General features: G+C 60.7%; 19 protein-coding genes. 7 read left to right on the top strand and 12 right to left on the bottom strand.

Translation table 11 applies throughout. The annotated features are described in order from the left end of the window. Positions 1 to 123 precede the first annotated feature (123 nt). From L4923_RS25050 to L4923_RS25020, 7 genes are all read right to left on the bottom strand, one after another. Positions 124 to 1,518, bottom strand: coding sequence for an APC family permease (locus tag L4923_RS25050; protein WP_239369824.1), 1,395 nt, complete (start codon positions 1,516 to 1,518; stop codon positions 124 to 126). An 11-nt stretch (positions 1,519 to 1,529) separates the two neighbouring features. After that, complete coding sequence (locus L4923_RS25045; RefSeq protein WP_165358000.1) at positions 1,530 to 1,697, bottom strand: hypothetical protein; 168 nt, start codon at positions 1,695 to 1,697, stop codon at positions 1,530 to 1,532. A 9-nt stretch (positions 1,698 to 1,706) separates the two neighbouring features. Next, positions 1,707 to 2,087, bottom strand: a complete 381-nt coding sequence (locus tag L4923_RS25040; RefSeq protein ID WP_239369823.1) for a hypothetical protein — start codon at positions 2,085 to 2,087, stop codon at positions 1,707 to 1,709. 10 nt (positions 2,088 to 2,097) lie between these two features. Then, positions 2,098 to 2,415, bottom strand: a complete 318-nt coding sequence (locus L4923_RS25035; RefSeq protein ID WP_239369822.1) for a hypothetical protein — start codon at positions 2,413 to 2,415, stop codon at positions 2,098 to 2,100. A 197-nt stretch (positions 2,416 to 2,612) separates the two neighbouring features. Then, complete coding sequence (locus tag L4923_RS25030) at positions 2,613 to 3,260, bottom strand: LuxR C-terminal-related transcriptional regulator (protein WP_239369830.1); 648 nt, start codon at positions 3,258 to 3,260, stop codon at positions 2,613 to 2,615. A gap of 203 nt (positions 3,261 to 3,463) precedes the next feature. Beyond that, complete coding sequence (gene glyA / locus L4923_RS25025; protein WP_275448566.1) at positions 3,464 to 4,768, bottom strand: serine hydroxymethyltransferase; 1,305 nt, start codon at positions 4,766 to 4,768, stop codon at positions 3,464 to 3,466. 39 nt (positions 4,769 to 4,807) lie between these two features. Beyond that, a complete protein-coding gene (locus L4923_RS25020) occupies positions 4,808 to 7,546 on the bottom strand; it encodes a phosphoenolpyruvate carboxylase (protein WP_239369821.1) in 2,739 nt (912 codons plus the stop codon). A gap of 366 nt (positions 7,547 to 7,912) precedes the next feature. On the opposite strand from L4923_RS25020, the gene L4923_RS25015 reads away from it, so the two are divergent. Further along, on the top strand, positions 7,913 to 9,622 hold the full coding sequence (locus tag L4923_RS25015; protein ID WP_239369820.1) for a trimethylamine N-oxide permease: 1,710 nt from the start codon (positions 7,913 to 7,915) through the stop codon (positions 9,620 to 9,622). Positions 9,623 to 9,769: 147 nt separating this feature from the next. Here the strand turns inward: L4923_RS25015 and L4923_RS25010 are convergent, their stop codons facing one another. The 3 genes from L4923_RS25010 to L4923_RS25000 are packed head-to-tail and all read right to left on the bottom strand — an operon-like array spanning position 9,770 to position 14,360. Further along, positions 9,770 to 10,933: an efflux RND transporter periplasmic adaptor subunit gene (locus L4923_RS25010; RefSeq protein ID WP_239369819.1), complete on the bottom strand. Its 1,164-nt coding sequence runs from the start codon at positions 10,931 to 10,933 to the stop codon at positions 9,770 to 9,772. Positions 10,934 to 10,947: 14 nt separating this feature from the next. Then, positions 10,948 to 14,136 (bottom strand): efflux RND transporter permease subunit, encoded by a 3,189-nt coding sequence (locus L4923_RS25005; RefSeq protein WP_239369828.1) that lies wholly within the window; start codon positions 14,134 to 14,136, stop codon positions 10,948 to 10,950. A gap of 2 nt (positions 14,137 to 14,138) precedes the next feature. Continuing rightward, positions 14,139 to 14,360: a hypothetical protein gene (locus L4923_RS25000; protein ID WP_239369818.1), complete on the bottom strand. Its 222-nt coding sequence runs from the start codon at positions 14,358 to 14,360 to the stop codon at positions 14,139 to 14,141. 183 nt (positions 14,361 to 14,543) lie between these two features. On the opposite strand from L4923_RS25000, the gene L4923_RS24995 reads away from it, so the two are divergent. The 4 genes from L4923_RS24995 (at position 14,544) to fghA (ending at position 20,328) form a co-directional block, all read left to right on the top strand. Then, on the top strand, positions 14,544 to 15,170 hold the full coding sequence (locus tag L4923_RS24995; protein ID WP_275448565.1) for a TetR/AcrR family transcriptional regulator: 627 nt from the start codon (positions 14,544 to 14,546) through the stop codon (positions 15,168 to 15,170). Positions 15,171 to 15,511: 341 nt separating this feature from the next. Then, a complete protein-coding gene (locus L4923_RS24990) occupies positions 15,512 to 18,022 on the top strand; it encodes a heavy metal translocating P-type ATPase (RefSeq protein ID WP_275448564.1) in 2,511 nt (836 codons plus the stop codon). Between the two features lie 254 nt (positions 18,023 to 18,276). Further along, complete coding sequence (locus L4923_RS24985) at positions 18,277 to 19,404, top strand: S-(hydroxymethyl)glutathione dehydrogenase/class III alcohol dehydrogenase (protein WP_239369817.1); 1,128 nt, start codon at positions 18,277 to 18,279, stop codon at positions 19,402 to 19,404. A gap of 87 nt (positions 19,405 to 19,491) precedes the next feature. Then, on the top strand, positions 19,492 to 20,328 hold the full coding sequence (fghA, locus tag L4923_RS24980; RefSeq protein ID WP_239369816.1) for an S-formylglutathione hydrolase: 837 nt from the start codon (positions 19,492 to 19,494) through the stop codon (positions 20,326 to 20,328). A 16-nt stretch (positions 20,329 to 20,344) separates the two neighbouring features. On the opposite strand, the gene L4923_RS24975 is transcribed toward fghA, so the two are convergent. Both L4923_RS24975 and L4923_RS24970 read right to left on the bottom strand, forming a co-directional pair. After that, on the bottom strand, positions 20,345 to 21,181 hold the full coding sequence (locus L4923_RS24975) for a hypothetical protein (RefSeq protein ID WP_239369815.1): 837 nt from the start codon (positions 21,179 to 21,181) through the stop codon (positions 20,345 to 20,347). A gap of 166 nt (positions 21,182 to 21,347) precedes the next feature. Beyond that, positions 21,348 to 22,121: a gamma-glutamyl-gamma-aminobutyrate hydrolase family protein gene (locus L4923_RS24970; protein WP_239369814.1), complete on the bottom strand. Its 774-nt coding sequence runs from the start codon at positions 22,119 to 22,121 to the stop codon at positions 21,348 to 21,350. A 286-nt stretch (positions 22,122 to 22,407) separates the two neighbouring features. On the opposite strand from L4923_RS24970, the gene L4923_RS24965 reads away from it, so the two are divergent. Both L4923_RS24965 and L4923_RS24960 read left to right on the top strand, forming a co-directional pair. Further along, complete coding sequence (locus L4923_RS24965; protein ID WP_239369813.1) at positions 22,408 to 23,517, top strand: TRAP transporter substrate-binding protein; 1,110 nt, start codon at positions 22,408 to 22,410, stop codon at positions 23,515 to 23,517. A 179-nt stretch (positions 23,518 to 23,696) separates the two neighbouring features. Next, positions 23,697 to 24,806: a TRAP transporter substrate-binding protein gene (locus L4923_RS24960; protein ID WP_239369812.1), complete on the top strand. Its 1,110-nt coding sequence runs from the start codon at positions 23,697 to 23,699 to the stop codon at positions 24,804 to 24,806. Positions 24,807 to 24,823: the final 17 nt, after the last annotated feature.

The raw sequence follows: 24,823 nt of genomic DNA, 5'->3' as shown, positions 1-24,823 counted from the left end.
CGGGCGGCAACCCCCCCCAACGGGGGGCCCGCCACCCGCCCCAACCCGGGCGCGGCAAAGCGCGGGTACCAGCGTCTTTACCAAAACGCCCCCGCGCGGGCCCCCCCGCCGCGCGGTCTATTTTCAATAGCCGTTGGGGCGTGGCCACGGCATGGTGAACTGGTCGCCGCGCTTGACGAAGCGATAGCGCCAGAAATGGAACCACAGCGAGGCGACGATGTAGAAGCACATCATGGCGATGAGCTGTGTGCCGTAACCGAGGAAAACGGCGACATAGGCGGTGGCGCACAAGATCAGGAGCAGCAGCGCCGGGATCGGATGGAACGGGTGCACATAACCGCGCTTGATGCTGTCCAACGGCCACTTCTTGCGGAACATCACCATGTTGAAAGTCATGAAGGTGTATCCGAGGAGACCCGACAGGATCGAGAAGGTCACCACCTGGTCGAGCGGGGCGCCGAGCGCGAAGATGAGCGCGATCGGAACCAGGAAGACGATCGATCGGTAAGGTGTGCGATAGGTCGGGTGGACGGCACCGAACCAGCTCGGCAGGTAGCGGTCGCGGCCCATCGAGAACCAGGCGCGCGAGGCATCGTTGATGCAGCCATTGGCCGAAGCGAGCGTCGCGAAAGCCGTGCCGACGAAAAGCAGCATCATCAGCCCGGTCGACCCGGTGACACGAGCGGCATCGAACAGCGGCGTGCCTGCCTGGCCGAGATATTCCCATGGGATCAGGCCCGAGCAGACATACCATGTCAAGGTGGCGGCGATCAGAAGCGTCATGATGCCGGCCATCGTGCCGTAGGGCAGTGAACGGGCGGGGGATCGGACTTCTTCGGCCGCCTGGCAGGTGCCCTCGATACCGAGGTAGTACCAGAGCCCGAAATGCAGGGCCGCCACGATGCCGACCCAGCCATAGGGCAGTGGATCGCTGGTGATGGCCGAGAAGTCGAGCGGCACGCTGGAAGCGCCGAGTTGCACGGAAACGAACAGCACGATGATCGACACGAAGGCGATCGCAGTGATGACCAGATTGAAAGTGAGCGTCGCCAGCACGCCGCGATAGTTCAGCCAGGCCAGGAACATGACGGCGAGGATGATGAAAGGTTTCTGGTTGAGACCGGAATGGCCGAGCATGCCGGCCACCGTGTCGAGCAGGAAGCCGACCGTGATGGCGTTGGCCGCCTCGAGCATGGTGTAGGCCATGACGAGGAACAGACCGACATTGAACGCCATCAATGGCCCGACGATATGTTTGGCTTGGGCGTATTGGCCGCCGGCCGCCGCGACCGTGGAGGTCACTTCGGAATCGATCATGGCGACGCAGGTGTAGAGCAGGCCCGCCACCCAGCAGGCGACGAGACCGGCGATCATGCCGCCTTTGCCGACCGAGAAGTTCCAGCCCATATATTCGCCGACGAGCACGATGCCGACGCCCAGTGCCCACACATGGGCGGGACCCAGCACGCGCAGCAGTTGGAGCCGCTCCGGGGCGGCGGTTGAAGTCACATTTGCCATCGCCGTTTTCCCTAGATCGTATGACGCTCGGCCGTGGCCTCAATCTCGCCTTCACGCGAGGAGGTCAGCAGGTCGTTGTCGTAGGTGGTGTCGACCTTGATCAGGTCGATCAGCATCAAGGCGCCGAACAGCGCAGAAAGCGCCCAGGCGGCGTATTCGAGGATGTTCCAGATATCCATCGCGCGCTCCTATCGTTTCGGGCCGAAGCGTTCTTCGATGACTTCGCGATATTCCTTGTCGGACAGGCGCACCACCATGACGAAATAGCCGATCACGAAGACGGCCATGACGATCAATGCGATCCAGCTGAAGGAATAGTCGAAGCGGGCGGTGATTATGTCGTTTGCCGCGGCGGGGTCGGTGATGCCGAGTGCCGCCCACTGCTGTTGTTCGGTGGCGTTCTGGCCGAGTGCTTCCCAGGTCGGATTGGCGATCGGCTGTGGTGTCTTGGCTGCTCCCGCCAGTCCCATATAGAGCGGGATGTAGAGTGCGCCAATCGTCAGAACGAGTAGCACGAAGACATCGAGGATCTGCCCGGCAAGGCTCTGTTTCGGAGGTTTGTAAGCCATCGGTTTTTCCTCACGTTCGGCGTTTGCGCATCTCGTCGAGATGCTTCAGGTCGAGCCCGTAGATGAAGTGCTTGTCGTCGCTGTAATGGCGCAGCATGGCCGCGATGGCAGCCGTGTTCAGGCCGAGAACGAGGACTGCGGCGACAGCCAGGATCACACGGATGCCGGGCACTTCGATGTAAGGCCAGACGGTGAAGAGAGCGAACAGGATGGTCAGCCAGATAGCCACCACGAAGGCGATCGCGCCCAGGCGATCTCGGCCGTGCATCCTGTCTATCCGTTCGTCTAAGGTGTTCGAACCAGCGTGCTGGGTTGATGTCGCATCCATGTTCCCCTCCCTTGAGGCTGCGCGACTGCGGGGCACTGTTGTTGATTTTGCAGAAAACTATTTGCCCAAGGGGAATATTTAGAAACTGCGACAAGCTGTCAAGGAAAAGCGCATGTTGCGGCGCATCAGTTCGCTGCTGCGCTGCGAAGAGCAGCGCTTGCAGGCCTTCCTGGGAGAATTGGTAAGGTCGACGGGACCTATTGCGGCCCCATATGCGGGCCTCTGTTGCGTTCGCTGGCAAACAGCGCCACTGCCATGGCGCGGTTGCGGACGTCCAGCTTGTCGTAGAGATTTTTGAGGTGATACTTCACCGTGTTCTCCGAGATGCCGGTGCGTGTGGCGATCTGCAGGTTCGTCCAGCCATCGGCCAGTACCGCCAGCAATTCGCGCTCGCGCGGCGTGAGCCGCGACAACGGGGTGTCATTGATGCGCGAAACGTCGACATAGGGGATGCAGATGCGGCCGTGGGCGACCGCGATCAGCGTGTCGAAGAGGATGGCAGGGTCATCGAACTGATAGCAGAAACCCTGCACGCCCAGGCGCACGCATTGCTTGAGAATGGCGATATCGTGGTCGTTGGAGAAGATAACGACGCGGGCGTGCAGGTTACGTCGCTGCAGCTCGGAGAGCACGCCGCTTCCATCCATGTCTGACAGTTTCCAGCCGAGCACGGCAAGATCGAAGCCGGGTTCGCCACCTGAAACCGCTTCGAGAAACGCTTCGCCGGCCTGCACGGAGCCGACCAGGTCGAAACGATTGTCGCGGTGGATCATGTCGCCGAGTGCGGCGATGACCAGCGGATTGCGTTCTGCGATCAGAACCCTGAACTTCTTCTCTCCCGTCATGGGCGTGACATCGGTCTCCCAACCCGGATGCTGAACTTTCCATACAGCGGTCATCGGCTTCTCGCAGGCTCCAGCGCGACCTCGATAGAGCGGAATGCGAACTGGCTGAATCGTATTCCGCTCTATCGTTTTGTTCGTCGCATGATCTTTGTCCGAAAAGTCTGCAACTTTTTGCTGCGCTGACCTTCGGTTCGGGATCATGCTTAGTCGTAGATCGGGAAGCGGCGCACCAAGGCCTCGACTTCCTCTCGCACCTCACTCTCGATCTGGCTGTTGGCCTCCTCGCCATTGGCGGCAAGCCCGTCGATCACCTCCATGGTCAATCGACCGACCAGCCGGAATTCTTCGGTGCGGAATCCGCGCGTCGTGCAGGCCGGGGTGCCAAGCCGGACGCCGGAGGTTACCGCCGGCCCCTGCGGATCGAATGGAATGCCGTTCTTGTTGCAGGTGATGTGAGCACGGCCCAGTGCCGCCTCAACCGCTTTGCCAGTGAGATCCTTGCGCCGGAGGTCAACCAGCATCAGATGAGTATCGGTGCCCCCGGAGACGATATCGACACCACCGGAGGCGAGCGTTTCGGCAAGCACCTTGGCGTTTTCGACGACATTCGCCGCATAGGTCTTGAATTCAGGCGTCAGCGCCTCGCCGAAGGCCACGGCCTTGGCGGCGATGACGTGCATCAACGGTCCTCCCTGCAATCCCGGGAAGACGGTTGAATTGATCTTCTTGCCGATCTCGTCGTCGTTCGACAGCACCATGCCGCCGCGCGGACCTCGCAGCGTCTTGTGCGTGGTGGTGGTCACGACATGGGCATGCTCAAGCGGGTTGGGGTGGACACCGCCGGCCACCAGACCGGCGAAATGCGCCATGTCGACGAACAGCTTTGCACCGACCTCATCGGCGATCTCGCGAAATGCCTTGAAGTCGATGAAGCGCGGATAGGCCGAGCCGCCGGCGAGGAGCACTTTCGGCTTATGCTGGCGGGCAAGATCGCGGACCTCGTCAAGGTCGATGCGCTGGTCCTGCTGGCGAACGCCATAAGAAACGACATTGAACCACTTGCCGGACTGGTTGACCGGCGAGCCATGGGTGAGATGGCCACCGGCGGCCAGGTTCAACCCCATGAAGGTATCGCCGGGCTGCATCAGCGCCATGAACACCGATTGGTTGGCCTGGCTGCCGGAGTGCGGCTGCACGTTGACGAAGGTGCAGCCGAACAATTGCCGGGCGCGCTCGCGCGCAAGTTCCTCGACCTCGTCGACATACTGGCAGCCACCATAATAGCGGCGCCCTGGATAGCCTTCGGCGTATTTGTTGGTCAGCACCGAACCCTGCGTTTCGAGGACGGCCTTGGATACGATGTTCTCGGAGGCGATGAGCTCGATCTCGTCGCGCTGCCTGCCGAGTTCGCGCGTCATGGCGGCGCTGACGGCCGGGTCGGTCACCGCAACGCCGCTATGAAAGAACTGGCTAAGGCCGCCGAGGCCAGGTCGTGCCGGGATGTTCATACGTCCGATCCTTTCTGGCGCGGAGCGCCGATCTTGTCTTCAACCTGTCCAGCCGAGACCGGCGGATATGCAGTTGATCGAAAGCAGGAGCGCATTGACCGGTCTCTTCGATGGTGAAGCATTGGCGGCCTGATCGCGGACTTCCTGCAACAATTTCACCTGTAGCGCGTGGATGCTGTCCATTTCCGGCCTTATGCGGTCGAAATTGCGCTTGAAGGCAGGGAAACGGGCGGCAAAATCGGTATCGCCCACGATCGACCGCACCATGGTGCTGGTGAGATGATATTCAGCCTCGATCTTACGGAAGATGCGTTCTCCCGTGTGGCTGTCGGAAACAAGCCCGGCATAGAGCCGGCCGATCGCCATGTCGGCCTGGTAGAGCGTCTTGTCGACCTCATCGATGATGAGCCGGAAGAAACGCGATCGCTCGAACATCTGCCGCAGCAGGTCGCGACCGGCATCGCCACGCACTGCCACGAATGAATTGATGGCGCTGCCGATGCCGTACCAGCCCGTGAGCAGATGCCGGTTCTGGCTCCAGGCGAAAACCCAGGGGATGGCGCGCAGATCGGCTATGTCGCGTGCGCCGAAACGGCGCGCGGGCCGCGAGCCGATCTTCAGCAAGGCGAGTTCCTCGACCGGGCTCGCCTGGTTGAAGTAGTCGATGAAACCCGGCTCGCCGATCAGGCTGGCATAAGCGGCCAACGACATGCCCGTAAGTGCTTCCAGCGCCTCGTCGAATTCCGGAATGTCCTTCAGTTGGGCTTCGTTGGGCGACTTCACACTGTGTGCGAAGACGCTGGCTGCAAGGATTTCGAGTTGATGCAGGCCGGTGCCGCGATTGGCGAATTTGGAGGATACGACCTCACCTTGCTCGGTAACGCGCATGGAACCGTCCACCGTGCCAGCCGGCTGCGCGGCAATGGCACGGCCGGTAGGCGCACCGCCGCGGCTTACCGAGCCGCCCCGTCCATGGAAGAACGAAATCCGCACCTTGTGCTTGCGCCCCAGCCTGGTCAGCTGTTTCTGTGCCTTGCTGAGTTCCCAGTTCGCGGCCAGGAAGCCGCCGTCCTTGTTGGAGTCGGAATAGCCCAGCATGATTTCCTGGCGGTTGCCGAAATCGCGGATCGAGCGGCGGACGATGGAAAGACCAAGAAGCTGTTCCAGAATGGCTGGGGCGGCGCGCAGGTCGGCGATGGTTTCGAACAACGGAACCACTCTCAGATTGATCGTCCCGGAACCATCCGATGCCGTCGCCAGCCCGGTGAACTGGCCAAGCAGATAGACCGCCAGGATGTCGTCGGCAGACTGTGTCATCGACAGGATGAAGGCGCCGATGGCACCACTCTTTTCAGCGGATGCTTCGCGGATCACCTCGAACAGGTCGAGCAGTTCGCGGGCTTCATCGGAGAGCTCGGCCGGCTCTACTTCAATCCGATCCCCCTTGCGGATCGCATCGCGAATACGCGTCGACCACTGCAGGGTACCCGGCGAGATCGGCTCGCTCTGCGGATCCCTTGCCGTGAAGAGTTCGGCCAGAACCCGGTTCACGACGGTCGAGTTCTGACGGATGTCCAGGGCGACGGTGTGGAAGCCGAAGCTCTCGATCTGTTGCTGCAGCGGTCGCACAAGGCGTCGCGTCATCATCTTGCCGCCGATGCGCTCGAGCGCGTCGCCCAGGCAATTCAAATCCGCACGGAATGCTTCCGGGTTGGGGTAGGGCACACCGTCGCTTTTGCCGACCATCGCTTCCAGTCGGCAGAGCATCGCCGAACAGAACTGCCGCAACGGTTCGTCAATATTGCGGTTGGTGATTTCGGCTCCGCAACCGCTCGCCTGCAGTGCCTTCGCCAGGGCCGGTTCGAAATCGACCGGCATGTCGACGACATTCGTGCTGGCACTCAGTAAAGTCACCAGCCGGCGCACCTGGGTGAGATACAGCCGGATGGCCATGTTGCGATTTTCGGCGAGCGCATAAGCGGTCGTACGGGCGGTGACATTAGGGTTTCCATCGCGATCGCCGCCAATCCAGGAGGCAAAGCGCATGAAGGACGGGACGCTGAGCGCGTAGTTGGGGAAATGCCGCTTCAACGCGCCGTCGACGAGGTCATAGAGTTGGGGGGTGGCTTCAAACAACACTTCACGAAAGAAGTGCAGGCCCCAGGCGATCTCGCGCTCCACCGTCGGACGTTCCAGCCTGAGCTCGCCCGTCATCCATAGAAGCTCGATTTCGCTCCTGAGGTCGCAGATCAGCGTTTCGCGCTCCCGCGGCGCCCAACGCAACTGCCCGATTTCTGTCAGCTTGCGATAGATGCGGCGGTGAATCTCGAGCACCGTGACGCGCTTGGCCTCGGTCGGGTGGGCGGTCATTGTCGGACCGACCAGAAGGCTGTTCATCGCTTCCTGAACGGCCTCGGCGGAATAACCCTCGGCGGCGATTTCTCCGATCACGTTGGCGAAGGAACCGATGACTTCTTCTGGACCCTCAGCCTGCTCGGTTTCGCGTCGGGCACGCATGGCCTGAAGTTCGCTGGCGATTGCGATCAGCTGGAACCAGATGCCGGTTGCCTGGAGGGCAGGGATACGCAGTTCTTCCGACAAACTGTCGAGTGAACCACGGCCAACCAGGATCTCCGCGATTTCAGGCTCGCGTTCCTTCACCACCGAAACGAGCAGGCGGAAGAGCAGCTCGTGGACGTCGCTGCGAGCGTCGAACGGCCTGGCATCCCGGGCGATCGTAACCGGGGTGTCCGCTGACCCTTCGTCGATTTTTGCCAAACCGAAAATGTCCGTTGCCTCCTCAACAAACATTGCGACTTCATTCCTATCATGAATGTTTTTTTCATACTAGTGCAGGGAATTAGGATATTCCTTTCGCCGGCGCTGAAAACGCCTGGACGGGTAGATTCCTCGCCCGTTCGGGTGGTGTCGGGATTGGCCGAAAGGGCGAATTTCCGGGATTTGCTGTGTGATGTGACACAAAAACACAGCCGTTTCGCCGGTTTCTCGAAAATCGCTTGACGAGGATCGGGATTCCGATGATCTTCACTATTGGGAAACAAATAAGCCTAAGCGGAAAACCGCGCTATACACTGCAACGTCCCGATAGCCGTGACGAGACAGTCAACAATGGGGAACCAAGCCATGACTGCCATGGATGAAACCTACGTGGCCGAAGCCAGTGGGAACCTGCACCGAACCATCAATTGGCGCGGCGCATTCTGGGTCGCCAGCGGTGTGCCGCCGCTGGTGCTGTTTTCAATCGGGGGCATTGCCGGCGTAGGCGGCAACATCGCCTTCGCCATCTGGACAGTGTCGATCCTGATGGGGTTCATCCAGTCCTTCACCTATGCCGAGATCGCCGGCCTGTTTCCGAACAAATCAGGCGGCGCCTCCGTTTATGGTGCAACGGCCTGGCTGCGGTATTCAAAGTTCATTGCGCCGCTGTCGGTATGGTGCAACTGGTTCGCCTGGACCCCGGTGCTGTCGTTGGGTTGCTCGATCGCGGCTGCCTATATCCTCAATGCGCTGGCGCCGATCCCGGGCTTTACCGAGACCTCGCCGGAGGTGGTTGCCTATCTCGCCGCCAATGCCGGCACGAGTGCTGCTGACGCGATCACCGCAGTGACCGCCGCGGCAACGCCGACGATCCGCACCTGGACGCTCTATTCGCACTCACTGGGGCCAGTTTCCTTCTCGCTCAACGCGACTTTCTGGATCGGCGCCGTGCTGATGCTCGGTACATTCGCGATCCAGCATCGCGGCATCCTCAGCACCGCCAATGTGCAGAAGGTGGTCGGCCTGCTGGTCATTATTCCCTTGCTGATCGTGGGCATCGTGCCGATCCTGACCGGCCAGGTGAACTGGGCCAATTATTCGCCCTTCGTTCCGCTGGCAGCCGCTTATGCGCCTGAACCCGGCTCCTGGAATGTGGCCGGGTGGACCTTGGTGCTGGGTGGAATGTTCATCGCGGCCTGGTCGACCTACGGTTTTGAAACCTCGGTATGCTACACACGCGAATTCAAGAATCCGGAAACAGACACGTTCAAGGCGATCTTCTATTCGGGGCTGCTCTGCATCCTGATGTTCATCCTGGTTCCGTTCACCTTCCAGGGCGTGCTTGGCTTGAACGGCATGCTGGCGACGCCGATCGTCGATGGCTCCGGTGTCGCGGACGCCCTTGCCTCGATGGTGGGTGGCGGCGGCCTGATCAAGACCCTGCTTATCATGTTGATGATCCTTGCCTTGCTGTTGGCGATCATGACGGCGATGGCAGGTTCGTCGCGCACGCTCTATCAGGGCGCAGTCGACGGTTGGCTGCCGCGCTACCTCAGCCATGTCAACGAGCATGGCGCGCCGACCCGGGCCATGTGGACCGACCTGATCGTCAATCTCGGCGTGTTGGCGATCGCCTCCGCCGATGCGACCAGCTTCTTCTTCATCCTGGCTGTCTCCAATTGCGGCTACATCGTCTTCAATTTCCTCAACCTGAATGCCGGTTGGATCCACCGCATCGACAACGGCCATATCAAGCGGCCGTGGCGCGCGCCGACCTGGCTGCTAGCGGCAGGCACCATCTTTGCCTTCGTCAACGCTGTTTTCATGGGCGCCGGTGCCAAGGTGTGGAACCCGATGGCCCTGTGGGCCGGGTTGGTGACGGTCGCCCTCATCATCCCGGTTTTCTGCTTCCGTCACTACGTCCAGGACGGCGGCAAGTTCCCGGAACATATGTTGGACGATCTCGGCATGACCGAGAGCAACCTGCGCGAGCGCAAGGCGGGCATGCTGCCCTACCTGACGCTGGTCGCCGGACTAATCGTGGTGCTGATCGCCAACTGGTACTTCGTGCTCTGACCGCAGATTGGCTTCCGATCCCGCGTAGCCGAGCACTGCGCGGGATTTCCTGAGGAGCGCTGGGTCGTCAGATCCCGCATCCGAAGCCCATAAAAAGTTCAGCCGGCCACCGAAGTGGCCGGCTGAACCGTTCCGGTGCCCTGATGATCAGGACGCCGGGGGCGGAGTCGGGCTTGCCGTTTGGGGGTTTACCGGCATGCCCGGCCCGATCTTTTGAAGATTGCCGCTGATGATCTTGTCGCCTTCATTGACGCCCTTGGTTATGGCGATCAGTTCGCCGTCGGTCTGACCGAGTTCAACCAGGCGCATGGCGACCTTGCTGCCTTCGTCGACGACGTAGACGAATTTGCCGAGCTGGTTGGAGCCGAGCGCAACCTGCGGAACGAGCAGCGTGTTGGGCGTTTCGCCGATCTGCAGGCGGATGTTCACATACTGGCCGGGCAGCAGCGAATGGTCGTCATTGGCGATGGTAGCGCGGGCGACGATGGTGCCGGTGGCCGCGTCGATCCTGTTGTCGATGAAGGTGAGTTCGCCCTTGCGTGGGGCGCTCTTTTCACCGGGTATCGTTACCTCCGCAACGATTGGCCCAGTGCTCTTCGCCTTTTGGATGAGGGCGAGATCGCCTTCGCTGGGCGTGAAGGTGACATAGATCGGGCTGATCTGAACCAGCGTGTTGAGCTGCGTGCCGCCGACATTGACGAGCGTGCCGACCGGCGCCTGGTTGCGTCCAAGCCGACCGTCGAACGGAGCCCGGATCGTGGTGTAACCAAGGTTGATCTCGGCAGCCTGGATCGCGGCCTGATCCGCCGCGAGGGTCGCTTCGCCTTGCTGTACCGTGCTGTTGCGCTGGTCGAAGCCGTCCTTCGACAGGAAGCCGGTCTTGATCAGGTCATTGCCGCGGGTGAGGCTCGCCTTGGTGTAGGAGAGTGACGCCTGGTTTCGCTGGGCTTGCGCCTTCACCTGATCGAGCGCGACCTGATAGTCGCGCGGATCGATGCGATAGAGCGTATCGCCTTTCTTCACGTCAGCTCCGTCTTCGGCTGCCTGTTCGAGGATGTAACCGGAGACCTTGGCCTGGAGCGCCACGCTGCGAATGGCTTCTGCGCGCGCCGTGTAATCCAGATAGATGGGCAACGTCTTCTTTACGACTGCGGCGACCGGTACCGGCATGGCCTGCATGGCTTGCGCGGGGGCGGCCGCGTCCGCCGGCTTGCTGATGAGGCCGCTCAGGAAAGCGGGCTCACCGTTGAAGTGGACATAAGCGGCTGCCGCTGCGATCACGGCGACGGCTGTGGTGATTTTCCAACGCATTGGAGGGGGCTCCGTTATTCTGCCGCGGGAACATGGGTCGGCGAGGGCTGCTCGCCACCATGCGGCGCATGGGTTGTTTCATTATGTTGGGCTTTCGCGCCTGCCTTGCCTTCCCGCCACTGTTCGATGATGGCGTAGAAGACGGGCACGAAGGCGAGGGTCAGGATGGTGGCCGCCAGCATGCCGCCGAACACGGCGGTACCCAGAGACTGGCGGCTGGCGGCGCCAGCGCCCGTGGCCAGCATCAGCGGCACGACGCCGAGGATGAAGGCAAAGGCGGTCATCAGGATCGGGCGCAGACGCAACCGACCTGCCTCCATCGCCGCTTCCACGATGCTCATGCCTTGCTCGCGCAGATGCTTGGCGAACTCGACGATCAGAATCGCGTTCTTGGCCGCCAGTCCGATCAGCATGACAAAGCCGATCTGCGAATAGACGTCCATCTGCATGCCGCGCAGCCAGATCGCCAACAACGCACCGAACAAGGCGGTCGGCACCGACAGGATGACCATGAACGGCATCGACCAGCTTTCATATTGCGCCGCCAGGATCAGGAAGACGAAGACGATGGCGAGCGCGAAGACGAAGATCGCAACCGAGCCAGCCTTCAACTCCTGGAAGGTGATGCCGGTCCATTCGAAGGCGAAATCGTTCGGCAGCGCCGTTGCGGCTGCCCGTTGCATCGCTTCGATCGCCTGGCCGGAGGAGAAGCCGGGCGCAGCGCTGCCGTTGATGAGGGCAGAACCGTAGTTGTTGTAGTGTGTCACGGTCTCCGGACCGACGACGGACCGCATCGTGCCGAGTGTCGACAACGGCACCATCTGGCCGGTGTTGTTGCGCACATAGAGCTTGCTGAGGTCGGCCGCTTCGGCGCGTGCCGCCTTGTCGGCCTGCATGGTGACGCGGAAGGTTCGGCCGAACATGTTGAAGTCGTTCACATAGAGCGAGCCGAGATAGATCTGCAGCGTGCTGAACACGTCCGGCAGGGCAAGACCCAGCAACTTCGCCTTATTGCGGTCGAGGTCGAAGTTGAACTGTGGTGTCGACGTCGAGAAAGTGGTGAACAATGTCTGCGGGTTCAGCTCGGGCTGCTTGCGTGCCTCGGCCAGCAACGCCTGAGTGGCTTCGTTGACCGCATTGGCGCCGCGACCCGCCAGATCCTCGACCTGGAATTCGAAGCCGCCTGTCGTCCCGAGACCCTGGATGGACGGCGGTTCAAAAGCCAGCACCAACCCCTCGGGCATGCCAAACAGCTGCGGCCGCACCGAATTGACGATGTCGGTGGCGCTCTGGCCCGGCCCCTTGCGTTCTTCCCATGGCTTCAGGATTGCGAAAAGTGCCGCCGAGTTCGATTGATTGGCGAAGGTAAGGAAGTTGAAGCCGGCGACGGTGATGACATATTGGACGCCGGGCGTGGCGAGCAACTTCTCGCGCACCTTCCTGGAAACCTCGTCCGTCCGCTCGAGCGATGCTCCGTCGGGCAACTGCACGATGTTGAAGAAGTAGCCCTGATCTTCGACCGGAAGGAAGGCCGAGGGGATGCGGGTCGAGATGAGATAGGTCGCGGCAATCAGTGCCATGAACACCCCCATCATCAGCCACCGCAACCTGATGAAACCGCGTACCGATGCCGAATAGGCATGGGACAGCCAGGTGAAGCCATCGTTGAACCAGCGATAGAGGAAGAAGGTCGACGGTGGGCGATGGCGCAGGAAGGCCGCGGACAGCGCCGGCGACAGCGTCAGCGAGTTGAAGGCCGAGATGCCGACCGAGATCGCGACAGTCAACGCGAACTGGTTGTAGAGCTGGCCGGTAACACCCGGGATGAAGGCGACGGGAATAAACACAGCCATCAGCACTGCCGTGGTGGCAATGATAGGGCCGGTAACTTCCTTCATCGCCAAACGGGCTGCTTCGAGCGGCGGATGTCCGGCCTCGAGCTGGCGTTCCACGTTTTCGACCACCACGATGGCATCATCGACGACGAGACCGATGGCAAGCACCATGCCGAGCAACGAAAGCATGTTGAGCGAGAAGCCCAGCGCCAGCATCACCACCATGGTGGCGATCAGCGACACTGGAATGGCAATGATCGGAATAAGCGTCGTGCGCCAGTTCTGCAGGAAAATGAAGACGACGGCGACGACCAGGATCAGTGCTTCGAGCAAGGTCTTGACCACGTCTTCCATGGCGGCCGACACGAACTTGGTCGTGTCATAGAAGATCGTGTACTCGATGCCTTTCGGGAAACGAGCCGACAGCTCCTTCATCTTGGCTTCGATGTTCTTCTTCAGCTCCAGCGCATTGGAGCCAGGCATCTGGAAGGTCGCGACGACGACGGTCGGTTTTTCATTGGCGTAGGTGGACGAATTGTAAAGCAGCGAGCCCAGTTCGATGCGGGCGACATCCTTCAAACGTACCAGTGAGCCGCTGGCCGAATTGGCACGCACGACGATGTTGCCGAATTCCTTGGGGTCGGAGAGACGGCCGGTGGCATTGACCTGCATTTCGAACGCCGTACCGGCCGGTGCCGGTGATTGGCCTATCTTGCCGGCCGCCACTTGCACGTTCTGCTCGGCAACCGCGTTCTGGACATCGACCGCGGTGATACCGAGATTGGCCAGTTTGTCCGGATCGAGCCAGATGCGCATCGAATAGCGACGCTCGCCGAATATCTGCACATCGCCGACGCCGGGAACGCGTTTCAGCGGATCCGCCACTTGCAGATAGGCATAGTTGCTGAGCGCGACCGGGTCGACCGAACCGTCCGGCGAGGTCAGGTTCACGATCAGCACGAAGCTCGGGTTCTGCTTTTTGACGGTGACGCCGGCCTGGTTGACGATGGCGGGCAGGGAGGAGGCGGCCTGCGAAACGCGGTTCTGCACGTCCATCGCCGCGATATCGAGCGGATAGCCGACATCAAAGGTGACGGTGATGCGTGAGGAACCGTCATTCGAGCTCGCCGAAGACATGTACGTCATGCCCTCGACGCCGTTGATCGACTGTTCGAGCGGGGTCGTGACCGTGTCGGCAACAACCTGCGAGCTCGCGCCCGGATAAACGGCGCTGACGACGACCTGAGGCGGCGCGATGTTGGGAAATTGCGCAACCGGCAAAAGATAATAGGCGATCAGCCCGGCGAGCACCATGATAATGGCGATCGCCGAGGCAAAGATCGGTCGCTGGAGAAAGAAATTGACCATGTTCAAACGGCTTTTCGAGTAGCAGCCAGGGGACCCCTTGGGAGGAATGCGGGATCGGTGCTTGGCAAAGTGGGGTGGTCGTTGGCGTCACGCAGGCGCGCGGCTGTGAGGACAAGCAGGGCTTTCAACGATGACGGATCGACGCGATCGGCCCGCATGACGGCAAGCGTCATCGGGTCGTTCAGCAGTTGATCAATGGTCAGGGCCTTCGAATAGGATGCCATCGTTCGTCTCCCGGCTGATCCAGGCAATAAAAAAGCGCTCGGCGAAGACCATGTTCTGACCTTCACCCTGTTCCATCATTCTTGTCCGGCTTGGCCTATGGTCGACCTTGACGGGGGTACTATGAAATGTTACCGCTCGGTAACAGCCAGATAGTTACTGACCGGTAACACCAACGTCAAGCCATGAGCGATCAAATTTTTCAGACTGCTGACAATAGTGATCACAACGACCGTGTGAGTGCGCGACCGCGAGAGCGTATCGTGACCACCGCACGGGAGATGTTTCACCAACATGGCGTACGCGGCGTAGGCATCGAGGCGATCACCGAGGCTGCCGGCACCAACAAGATGACGCTCTATCGTCATTTTGCCTCCAAGGACGACCTCATCGTCGAGTGTCTGCAACGGGCTGCCAAGGAATCCTACCTGAAGTGGGATGAACTGGAGCGCCAGCATCCCGGCGATCCAAAAGCGCAATTGCACGCCTGGATCGGGAACGCTGCGGAGTGCATCAGCGGCGACTGGCGCGGTTGCGAGATGGCCAACACCGCTGTCGAGCTTGCCGATGATGATCATCCCGCCAAGCGGGTGATCGAAGAGGTAAAGAAGAACCACCGCAATTTTCTTGCCAAGCTCTGTGCCCGCGCCGGGCTCGATCAACCTGAACTGGCTGCCGATATGCTGGGTCTGTTGCTGGAAGGCGCGCGGATCAGCCGACAGAGCGAGGGGCAAGAGGGCCCGAGTGCTCGTTTCAAGCGCATGGCCGAAGAAGTCATCGCCACCGTGGGTGGCCTCGGTGAAAAGGCCTGATCGGACAGAGGTTGGCGCATCCCGCGCTATAGCGGTGCCTCGCCAGGACCTGCCGCCGTCCTGCGATCCTGCCACGTAACGGTGTTGCTTAGTCATCGCCCTTGTTTCCTTTCCGGGTCCACGTCCTGGCTGCAACGGTGTTGCAGAAGGGCTTCGGACACGTCTGTCAAAACTCAGGCTTTACGATCTGCACCTTCCAGTCATGGTAAGGTCAAGCGCCTTTTTCACAGGCGCCAAACGTCGCCGCTGCGACGATGTCACACGGCGTGATGCTCTCTTGACCTTACCATGACTGGAAGCTTTATCTCCCTGAGCAACCGCTCAAAAAGAGAGTTGCAGCCATGAACGCCGTTTCCCAGAAATTGTTCCCTGCCGCCGCGCCGGAGGTTGGCGCAACCTTCCAGGTCGGCATCGAAGGCATGACCTGTGCCTCCTGTGTGCGTCGCGTTGAAAAAGCCATTGCAGCCGCGCCAGGTGTTGCTTCCGCCAGCGTCAATCTGGCAACGGAGCGCGCCGAGGTAGCCTTTTCAGGAAAACCGGATCTCGCTCCCGTGCTGGCTGCAGTGGCCGGCGCCGGTTACCAGGCACGCAGCAAAACGATTGAACTTACCATCAAGGGCATGTCCTGCGCTTCCTGCGTGGCCCGCATCGAACGCGCACTCAAGGCGGTGCCGGGTGTCTCAGACGCCAGTGTCAACCTCGCGACGGAACTGGCGACGGTGACGGTCGTAGCCGGTGCGGTCGAGGTATCTTTTCTCGAAGCCGCAATTCAGGCAGCTGGCTATGAGGCCCGTTCTGCTATGGCAGATGCCGCCGACGCCCGCGAGGCAGACAATCGCGCTTCGGAAATGGCCTCACTGCAACGGGCCCTGGCCATTGCGCTCGTCCTAACCCTGCCGGTCTTCGTGCTGGAAATGGGAGCGCATCTCGTGCCTGCCTTCCATCATTGGGTGATGGCGACATTCGGCATTTGGAGCTGGCGGCTGCAATCTGTGCTGACCACATTGGTGCTGTTCGGGCCTGGGCTGCGCTTCTTCGCCAAAGGTGTGCCCGCTTTGCTCAGGGGCGCGCCCGACATGAATGCCCTGGTTGCGCTCGGCTCCGGTGCTGCCTGGGCCTATTCGGTCGTCGCGACCTTTCTTCCGGGCGTGCTGCCGGCCGGCACAGGCAATGTCTATTACGAGGCCGCTTCCGTCATCGTAACGCTGATCCTGCTCGGCCGCTTCCTCGAAGCCCGCGCCAAGGGACGGACAGGCGAAGCGATCAAGAAACTGGTTGGACTGCAAGCCAAGACCGCGCGTGTGATGCGCGATGGCATTGCCGTCGAGGTGCCGCTACGGGAAGTGCGTTCCGGCGACATCGTGGTGGTGCGGCCCGGAGAAAAGATTGCCGTCGACGGCGAGATCGTCGAGGGCTCTTCCTTTGTCGACGAGGCCATGATCACCGGCGAACCGGTGCCGGTTGCCAAAGGTGCCGGTTCGGAAGTGATCGGTGGCACGATCAACAAGACCGGCAGCTTCTCCTTCCGTGCCACCAAGGTGGGTTCTGAAACCTTGCTGGCGCAGATCATCCGCATGGTCGAGACCGCGCAGGGTGCCAAGCTGCCGATCCAGGCATTGGTCGACAAGGTGACGGGCTGGTTCGTGCCGGCGGTGATCGCCGCTGCCGTCGCTACCTTCGGCGTCTGGTTTTTGTTCGGGCCAGATCCGGCCATGTCCTTTGCGCTGGTCAATGCGGTCGCGGTGCTGATCATCGCTTGTCCATGTGCGATGGGGTTGGCGACACCAACCTCGATCATGGTCGGCACCGGGCGCGCGGCGGAAATGGGCGTTCTTTTCCGCAAGGGCGATGCGCTGCAGACTTTGCGCGATGCGTCCGTCATCGCTTTGGACAAGACCGGCACGTTGACGGAAGGCCGGCCGGAACTGACCGACTTCATCGTCGCCGACGGTTTCGACGAGGCCGAGGTGCTTGGCCTCATCGCTGCTGTGGAAACCCGCTCGGAACATCCGGTGGCTGAAGCAATCGTGAGGGCTGCTGAAAAACGTGGTCTGAGGCTTGCTACGGCGGGTGACTTCGAGGCCATACCCGGTTTCGGTGCGCGCGCCTGGATCGGCAACCGCCAGGTGGAAGTCGGCGCAGATCGGCTGATGACGCGGCTTGGCCTGGATGTCTCCGCCTTTGCTCCGGTGGTCGAACGCCTGGCCAATGAGGGCAAGAGCCCACTCTATGCCGCCATCGATGACGAACTTGCTGCGATTATCGCAGTCGCCGACCCGATCAAGGCGTCGACTCCTGCAGCCATCAAAGCGTTGCACGCGCTTGGCCTGAAGGTCGTGATGGTGACCGGCGACAATCGCCACACGGCCAAGGCGATCGCCCGGCAGATCGGCATCGATGAAGTGATTTCCGAGGTGCTGCCCGAAGGCAAGGTCGAGGCGATCCGTCGTCTCGCCTGCGATGGCGCCCGGGTCGCTTTTGTGGGTGACGGTATCAACGATGCGCCGGCCCTGGCAACCGCCGATGTCGGCATCGCGATCGGTACCGGCACCGACATCGCCATTGAGAGCGCGGATGTCGTTTTGATGTCCGGCGATCTCGTCGGTGTTGCCAATGCCTTGGCGCTGTCGAAGGCGACCATCCGCAATATCCGCCAGAACCTGTTTTGGGCATTCGGCTACAACGCGGCTTTGGTGCCGGTGGCGGCGGGATTGCTCTATCCGCTCAATGGAACCTTGCTGTCGCCGATGCTGGCTGCCGGCGCCATGGCGCTGTCCAGTGTTTTCGTTCTGAGCAATGCGCTGCGGCTGAGGCGTTTCCGCGCACCGGTGGCGTCAGAGAGAGGCACATAATGGCCTGATCTCGGCAGGGGCAATTGGCGGGGACCCCACCAATTGCCTATACCAGCTCTCTTTCTCGGGGTGGCCCTGTCATTCACGCTCCGCTAACAATCACTATGCTGATCAGGCGGATCGATTGTTTCGTATCCATGTGATGATGCGTCGCTGGTACGATCGCTTTCGAGGAGCTAGGACTCTAGCCTCAGTCTGACCCGCCGAGCGGCATGCCGCTTGGCGCGACCCAAAATCTGTTGGAGAGAAGAAGCATGAAAACCCGCGCCGCCGTTGCCGTTGCCGCTGGCAAGCCTTTGGAGATCATGGAAGTCGATCTCGAGGGACCTCGCGAAGGCGAGGTGCTGGTGGAGGTGAAGGCGACCGGCATCTGCCACACCGACGAGTTCACGCTTTCAGGAGCCGACCCGGAAGGCATCTTCCCGGCGATCCTCGGCCATGAAGGTGCCGGCGTCGTCGTCGACGTCGGCAAGGGAGTCACCAGCCTGAAGAAGGGCGATCACGTCATCCCTCTCTACACGCCGGAATGCCGCTCCTGTCCGTCATGCCTGTCGCGCAAGACCAATCTGTGCACCGCGATCCGTGCCACCCAGGGCCAGGGCCTGATGCCGGACGGCACCTCGCGCTTCTCGATCGGCAAGGACAAGATCTTCCATTATATGGGCTGTTCGACTTTCTCGAACTTCACTGTGCTTCCCGAAATCGCATTGGCCAAGGTTAATCCGGACGCACCGTTCGACAAGATCTGCTACATCGGCTGCGGCGTGACCACGGGCATTGGCGCCGTCATCAACACCGCAAAAGTGGAAGAGGGCGCGACCGCAGTTGTCTTCGGCCTGGGCGGTATCGGCCTCAACGTCATCCAGGGGCTCAAGCTTGCCGGTGCCGACATGATCATCGGCGTCGATCTGAACAACGACAAGAAGGCGTGGGGCGAGCGCTTCGGCATGACGCATTTCGTCAATCCGAAGGAGATCGATGGCGACATCGTTCCCTATCTCGTCAATCTGACCAAGCGCGGTGCCGACCAGATCGGCGGTGCCGACTACACCTTCGACTGCACCGGCAACGTCAAGGTGATGCGCCAGGCGCTGGAAGCTGCACATCGCGGCTGGGGCAAGTCGATCGTTATCGGTGTCGCAGGGGCGGGTCAGGAGATTTCGACCCGCCCGTTCCAGTTGGTGACGGGGCGCACCTGGATGGGCACCGCCTTCGGCGGCGCTCGCGGCCGCACCGATGTACCCAAGATCGTCGACTGGTACATGGACGGCAAGATCGAGATCGATCCGATGATCACCCACACGCTGAAGCTCGAGGAGATCAACAAGGGTTTTGATCTGATGCATGAAGGCAAGAGCATCAGGAGCGTCGTCGTCTACTGATAGGGGTGATTGCAGTGCGCCCACGGAAGGGCGACTCGACCGCCTTTCCCGGGACAGCTCGACCTTGCAATGAAGAGTACTGAATTGATGAAGACAGTTTCCACGTCGAAGTCGCATGGCGGCGTCCAGGGCGTCCATTCGCATGAGTCGGATGCTTGCGCCTGCGATATGACCTTTGCGGTATTCGTGCCGCCGCAGGCGAAGGACGGGCCCGTGCCGGTGTTGTGGTATCTGTCTGGCCTTACCTGCACGCACGCCAACGTCATGGACAAGGGCGAATACAGGCGGATGGCCGCGGAACTTGGCCTCATGATCGTCTGCCCCGACACCAGCCCGCGCGGCGAGACCGTGCCTGATGAGAAGGACAATTGGCAGTTCGGTCAGGGCGCCGGCTTCTATGTCGATGCAACGCAAGAGCCCTTTGCAAAGAACTATCGCATGTATTCCTACCTGACTGAGGAGCTGACGGCGCTGATTGCGCAGCAGTTCCCAGCCGACATGGCGCGGCAAGGGATATTCGGTCATTCCATGGGCGGTCACGGCGCGCTGACCATCGCGTTAAAGCATGCGGACCGCTTCAAGAGCTGTTCCGCCTTTGCGCCGATCGTGCAGCCGACGACGGCAGGCTGGTCGAAGCCGGCGCTGGAGAAGTATCTTGGTGCCGGCGAGAAGCCCTGGCGCGCCTACGACGCGACGCTGCTGATCGAGGACGGCTATCGCTTTCCCGAACTGCTGGTCGATCAGGGTACGTCAGATGGCTTCCTCGACGAAGGCCTGCGTCCGTGGCTGCTCGAGGAAGTCTGTAATAAGGCCGACATCGCGCTCACGTTGCGCATGCAGGATGGCTATGACCATTCCTACAATTTCATCTCGACTTTCATGGACGATCATTTGAAGTGGCATGCAGATCGGCTGGCCAAATGACGGCTGCTCCGGCTGATCACGCTGCGGTGAGGCCTTGCTCGAAGGCCTCGTCGATGATGGCGAGCTTCACGGCCTGGGCGCCCATGTATTCGTGGTAGAAACCGCGGGACAGCCACATTGTGGAGTTACCGCGTTGGCCTAGCCAGCCAACGCTGCCGAGGTCTTCCGCCTCGCGCAGCTTGCGTGCCAGATGCGTGCGCGAGAGCTTCAACAAACTGGCGAATTCGCCAATTGAAACGACCCCGGTGGGGATGCGATCCTGCTCGATCAGGCCAGGCTCTACACCCGAGATCAGCCATTCCATGACCACGCCGCCATTGTTGAGCCAGGTGAACAATGAAAAGGTTTTCTCAGGGGAGCGGATCGGACTCGATGTGAGCAAGCCATCGGCTATCAAAGGTTCGAGGCGGGAAAGCGCATCGGGCCTGGAAGCAAAAGCTTCCAAGCGCCTGCCGCCGTCAAGCCCATCCAATGTCGTAAGATGAACCACCGCCCATGCAGCCAGGGTTTGCAGCGTCTGGTCGGTCGGACGAAGCGGATTCGAACGACGGTCGGTACCGGGCAGAAGCTCGACATAGTTGTATTGCAGCATCTCCTTGATGAAGGCGTCGGCCGTGTTTCGGCTGGCCACGGAGTGCTGTTCGACCAGTTGAAGGAAACGCGCAGTCGTTAACGCGCCCTGGCGAAAATAAAGGGCCAGGCCGGCATGGGCCATCAGCCAGCGCTGCTGTGTAGCGAATACGGAAGAGAGCCGGGGCGAGCTTTGATATGCTGCCAACAGCGCTTTCGCCTGACTGCGAACAACACGATGGAGGGCCGGATGCCCGGCAATTTCGTCCGCACTGAATGCCACCCGGTCACCCTCAACCCCGGTGTAGTTTAGCGAACCGAAAAATAGAATGCGATGGAAATCGCACCCCGCCTATCGGCGCTGTGGCTGGAGAAATCCCAGGAAAAGCGCGCAGCGACTCCGTCTACCGCGACTGCAAGGCAGGTATATCTGGCGCCGGCAATGAGCGTTATTCGGCTGCGGCGCGGGTCGCGGTCCTAGCGGCAGCATGTGCGCGCACAGCATCACCGAACGCCTTGAAGACCCGCTGCGAGACGCTGTCGCTTTTGACCCAATATTCCGGGTGCCATTGCACGCCGACGGCAAAGGAGCGGGAATCCCGCACCGAAACAGCCTCGACCGTACCGTCGGTCGCCACCGCCTCGACTTGCAGTTTCGCACCAAGCCGGTCAACAGCCTGCCGATGCACGGAATTCACCATGACTTCACCGGCGCCGAAAACACCTGCCAGGCATGAGCCCGGCTTGATGCTGACGCTTTGGCGGATGGCGAAGCGCTCGTCCTGATTGTCGGAAACCGGAGCACGGTGGTCAAGTGAACCATCGCGTTCCTGGATTTCGGTGGCCAGCGAGCCTCCGAGTGCCACGTTCATTTCCTGGATTCCACGGCAAATGGCCAGCAGTGGCACGCCGCGCTCGATTGCCTTGCGGATGAGCGGCAAGGTTGTTGCGTCGCGATCAGGGTCATAGGGTCCGTTGGCTTCGCTGGCATCGCCGCCATAAAGCGAGGGGTGCACATTCGACTTCGAGCCGGTCATCATCACCCCGTCGACCGACGACAGCAGTTCGTCGAGATCGAGCCGGTCGCCAAAGGAGGGGACGAGGACCGGGAACACACCGGCGCCGGCAATTGCCGCTTCCAGATATTGCCGGGGGGCTGCGTGCCAGGTGTAGTTGTCGAACTGGCGGACATCGGTCGAGACGGCGACGAGCGGCTGCTGCATTTTAGATACGGGTTCCGTTGGGGTCCAAAACTGGAATGCCTATAAAATAGGCGATGCCGAAGCGCTTTTCCACGACAAGTTTATGGCTTCGCCGAGACATGCAAGCCATGCACGATCCTGTCGTTAGACTATAGTCGCAGAGCATGGAAAAGGCTGCTCCAGAGGCCTTGGCGCTCGCTGGACACGAGGGGAACGGCGTGTATTGTCTGCCCGGGTACAACCCACCAAATCGGAAAATTCTCTTTATTTTCATATTCGCCCGTTGATCCAAAAAGGGAGGAACTTCATGGATCGTCGTTCGTTCATCCGCAAAGCCGGTGTTACCGGTGCGGGAGCGGCGGCCGTCGCCACGACACTCGCGGCTCCGGCTATCGCCCAATCCAATCCTAAAGTGACCTGGCGGCTGACCTCGTCCTTCCCGAAGTCTCTGGATACGATCTACGGTGGAGCCGAAGTGTTCTCCAAGATGGTCTCGGAAGCGACCGACGGCAATTTCACCGTGCAGGTCTTTGCTTCCGGCGAACTCGTCCCCGGTCTGCAAGCGGCGGATGCGGCTGCTGCTGGAACCGTCGAGGCCGCCCATACTGTCGCGTATTATTATTGGGGCAAGAATCCGACCTGGGCGCTGGGTGCTGCGGTGCCGTTCGCGCTCAACGCACGCGGCATGAACGCCTGGCACTATCACGGCGGCGGTATCGCGCTGTTCAACGAGTTCCTGGGCAAGCAGGGTCTCTATGGCCTCCCGGGCGGCAACACCGGCGTGCAGATGGGCGGCTGGTTCCGCAAGGAGATCAACACCGTCGCGGATCTCAAGGGCCTCAAGATGCGCATCGGCGGCTTCGCCGGCAAGGTGGTCGAGAAGCTGGGTGTCGTTCCGCAGCAGATCGCCGGCGGCGACATCTATCCCGCCCTGGAGAAAGGCACCATCGACGCCGCCGAGTGGGTAGGTCCGTACGATGACGAGAAGCTCGGCTTCCAGAAGGTCGCTCCCTATTATTATTACCCCGGCTGGTGGGAAGGTGGTCCGACTGTTCACCTGCTGTTCAACAAGGCGAAGTTCGAGGAACTGCCGGCCAACTATAAGTCGCTGGTGCACACTGCGGCCCAGGCCGCGGACGCCAACATGCTGCAGAAGTACGACTTTCTGAATCCTGCCGCGGTGAAGTCGCTGGTGGCATCCGGCGCGAAGCTGCGGCCGTTCAGTCAGGAAATCCTGGCGGCATGCTTCGACAAGGCGAACGAAGTTTATGCTGAAATGGAATCCGGAAACGCCGACTTCAAGAAGATCTGGGACTCGATCAAGGGCTTCCGTAAGGAGCATTATCTTTGGGCGCAGGTGGCCGAGTACAACTACGACACCTTCATGATGATCCAGCAGCGCGGCAACAAGCTCTGATCTGAGCGACAACCCAAAATGAGGAGCCCGGGAGCATTGCTCCCGGGCTTTTTGTTGCACGTGCCGTGCGCGTCACTGGACTTGGTCCAGAAGCCATGCATCATGGGGCCAGCGCCGGCTGGGCGACATGAAAACAAGCCATTCGGCGCTTCTTAGATCCAGGCGAGGGAGGAAGCAGAATGGATCGTCGTTCATTTGTGAGGAACGCCGGCTTTGCCGGTGCAGGCGCGATCGGGGCAGCGACAAGTCTGGCAATGCCGGCGATAGCGCAGTCGCTGCCAAAACTGTCCTGGCGATGCACGTCGTCGTTTCCGAAGGCGCTCGACACGATCTTTGGCGCTGCGCAGACGATGGCGAAATATGTTCGCGAATCCACGGACGGCAATTTCGATATCCAGGTCTTCGCTTCGGGTGAATTGGTGCCGGGCCTGCAGGCGGCCGATGCGGCTGCGGCAGGAACGGTCGAATGCTGCCACACGGCGTCCTACTATTATTGGGGCAAGGATCCGACCTACGCGTTGGCAACCGCGGTGCCGTTTATGTTCAATGACCGGCAGATGAATGCCTGGCTGTATTACAATAAGGGCAATGAGCTGCTGAACGAGTTCTATGCCACGCAGGGGCTCTATGGATTGCCTTGCGGCAACACCGGTGCCCAGATGGGCGGCTGGTTCCGCAAGGAGATCAAGACCGTCGAAGATTTCAAGGGCCTCAAGATGCGGGTCGGCGGCTTTGCCGGCAAGGTGCTGCAGAGGCTGGGCCTGGTTCCGCAGCAGATCGCTGGCGGCGACATCTATCCGGCCTTGGAAAAGGGCACGATCGACGCAGCCGAATGGGTCGGTCCTTACGATGACGAGAAGCTTGGCTTCCAGAAGGTCGCACCCTATTACTACTATCCAGGCTGGTGGGAGGGTGGTCCAACGCTCAATCTCCTGGTCAATCTCGCCAAGTGGAATGAGTTGCCGAAAGCCTATCAGGCGGCGCTGACCTCCGCTTGTCAGGCTGCCAATTGTGATATGATGGCCAGCTATGATCAGAAGAATCCGGCCGCTTTAAAAAGGCTGGTGGCCGGAGGCGCGCAACTGCGTCCCTTCAGCCAGGATATCCTGGCCGCCTGTTTCGATGCCGCAAATGCAACCTATGCGGAAATTTCGGCGTCGAACGCTGCATTCAAGAAAATCTTTGACGATCAGGTCGCGTTTCGGCGTGACGCCTATCTATGGGCACAGGTGTCGGAATATACGTTCGATACCTTCATGATGCTGCAGCAGCGCGGCGGCAAGATCTGATAGCCCTTTGGAACAAA

Source organism: Terribium retamae, assembly GCF_022347545.1.
Classification (GTDB): Bacteria; Pseudomonadota; Alphaproteobacteria; order Rhizobiales; family Rhizobiaceae; genus Mesorhizobium; species Mesorhizobium retamae.
The sequence above is the reverse complement of the archived record's forward strand: the minus strand, read 5'-3'. Positions and strand labels throughout refer to the sequence as shown.

Excerpts from the sequence above, each read along its gene's own strand:
- L4923_RS25050 (WP_239369824.1), bottom strand. The coding sequence starts at position 1,518 with ATGGCAAATGTGACTTCAACCGCCGCCCCGGAGCGGCTCCAACTGCTG.
- L4923_RS25045 (WP_165358000.1), bottom strand. The coding sequence starts at position 1,697 with ATGGATATCTGGAACATCCTCGAATACGCCGCCTGGGCGCTTTCTGCG.
- L4923_RS25040 (WP_239369823.1), bottom strand. The coding sequence starts at position 2,087 with ATGGCTTACAAACCTCCGAAACAGAGCCTTGCCGGGCAGATCCTCGAT.
- L4923_RS25035 (WP_239369822.1), bottom strand. The coding sequence starts at position 2,415 with ATGGATGCGACATCAACCCAGCACGCTGGTTCGAACACCTTAGACGAA.
- L4923_RS25030 (WP_239369830.1), bottom strand. The coding sequence starts at position 3,260 with ATGACGGGAGAGAAGAAGTTCAGGGTTCTGATCGCAGAACGCAATCCG.
- glyA (WP_275448566.1), bottom strand. The coding sequence starts at position 4,768 with ATGAACATCCCGGCACGACCTGGCCTCGGCGGCCTTAGCCAGTTCTTT.
- L4923_RS25015 (WP_239369820.1), top strand. The coding sequence starts at position 7,913 with ATGACTGCCATGGATGAAACCTACGTGGCCGAAGCCAGTGGGAACCTG.
- L4923_RS25010 (WP_239369819.1), bottom strand. The coding sequence starts at position 10,933 with ATGCGTTGGAAAATCACCACAGCCGTCGCCGTGATCGCAGCGGCAGCC.
- L4923_RS25005 (WP_239369828.1), bottom strand. The coding sequence starts at position 14,136 with ATGGTCAATTTCTTTCTCCAGCGACCGATCTTTGCCTCGGCGATCGCC.
- L4923_RS25000 (WP_239369818.1), bottom strand. The coding sequence starts at position 14,360 with ATGGCATCCTATTCGAAGGCCCTGACCATTGATCAACTGCTGAACGAC.
- L4923_RS24995 (WP_275448565.1), top strand. The coding sequence starts at position 14,544 with ATGAGCGATCAAATTTTTCAGACTGCTGACAATAGTGATCACAACGAC.
- L4923_RS24990 (WP_275448564.1), top strand. The coding sequence starts at position 15,512 with ATGAACGCCGTTTCCCAGAAATTGTTCCCTGCCGCCGCGCCGGAGGTT.
- L4923_RS24985 (WP_239369817.1), top strand. The coding sequence starts at position 18,277 with ATGAAAACCCGCGCCGCCGTTGCCGTTGCCGCTGGCAAGCCTTTGGAG.
- fghA (WP_239369816.1), top strand. The coding sequence starts at position 19,492 with ATGAAGACAGTTTCCACGTCGAAGTCGCATGGCGGCGTCCAGGGCGTC.
- L4923_RS24970 (WP_239369814.1), bottom strand. The coding sequence starts at position 22,121 with ATGCAGCAGCCGCTCGTCGCCGTCTCGACCGATGTCCGCCAGTTCGAC.
- L4923_RS24965 (WP_239369813.1), top strand. The coding sequence starts at position 22,408 with ATGGATCGTCGTTCGTTCATCCGCAAAGCCGGTGTTACCGGTGCGGGA.
- L4923_RS24960 (WP_239369812.1), top strand. The coding sequence starts at position 23,697 with ATGGATCGTCGTTCATTTGTGAGGAACGCCGGCTTTGCCGGTGCAGGC.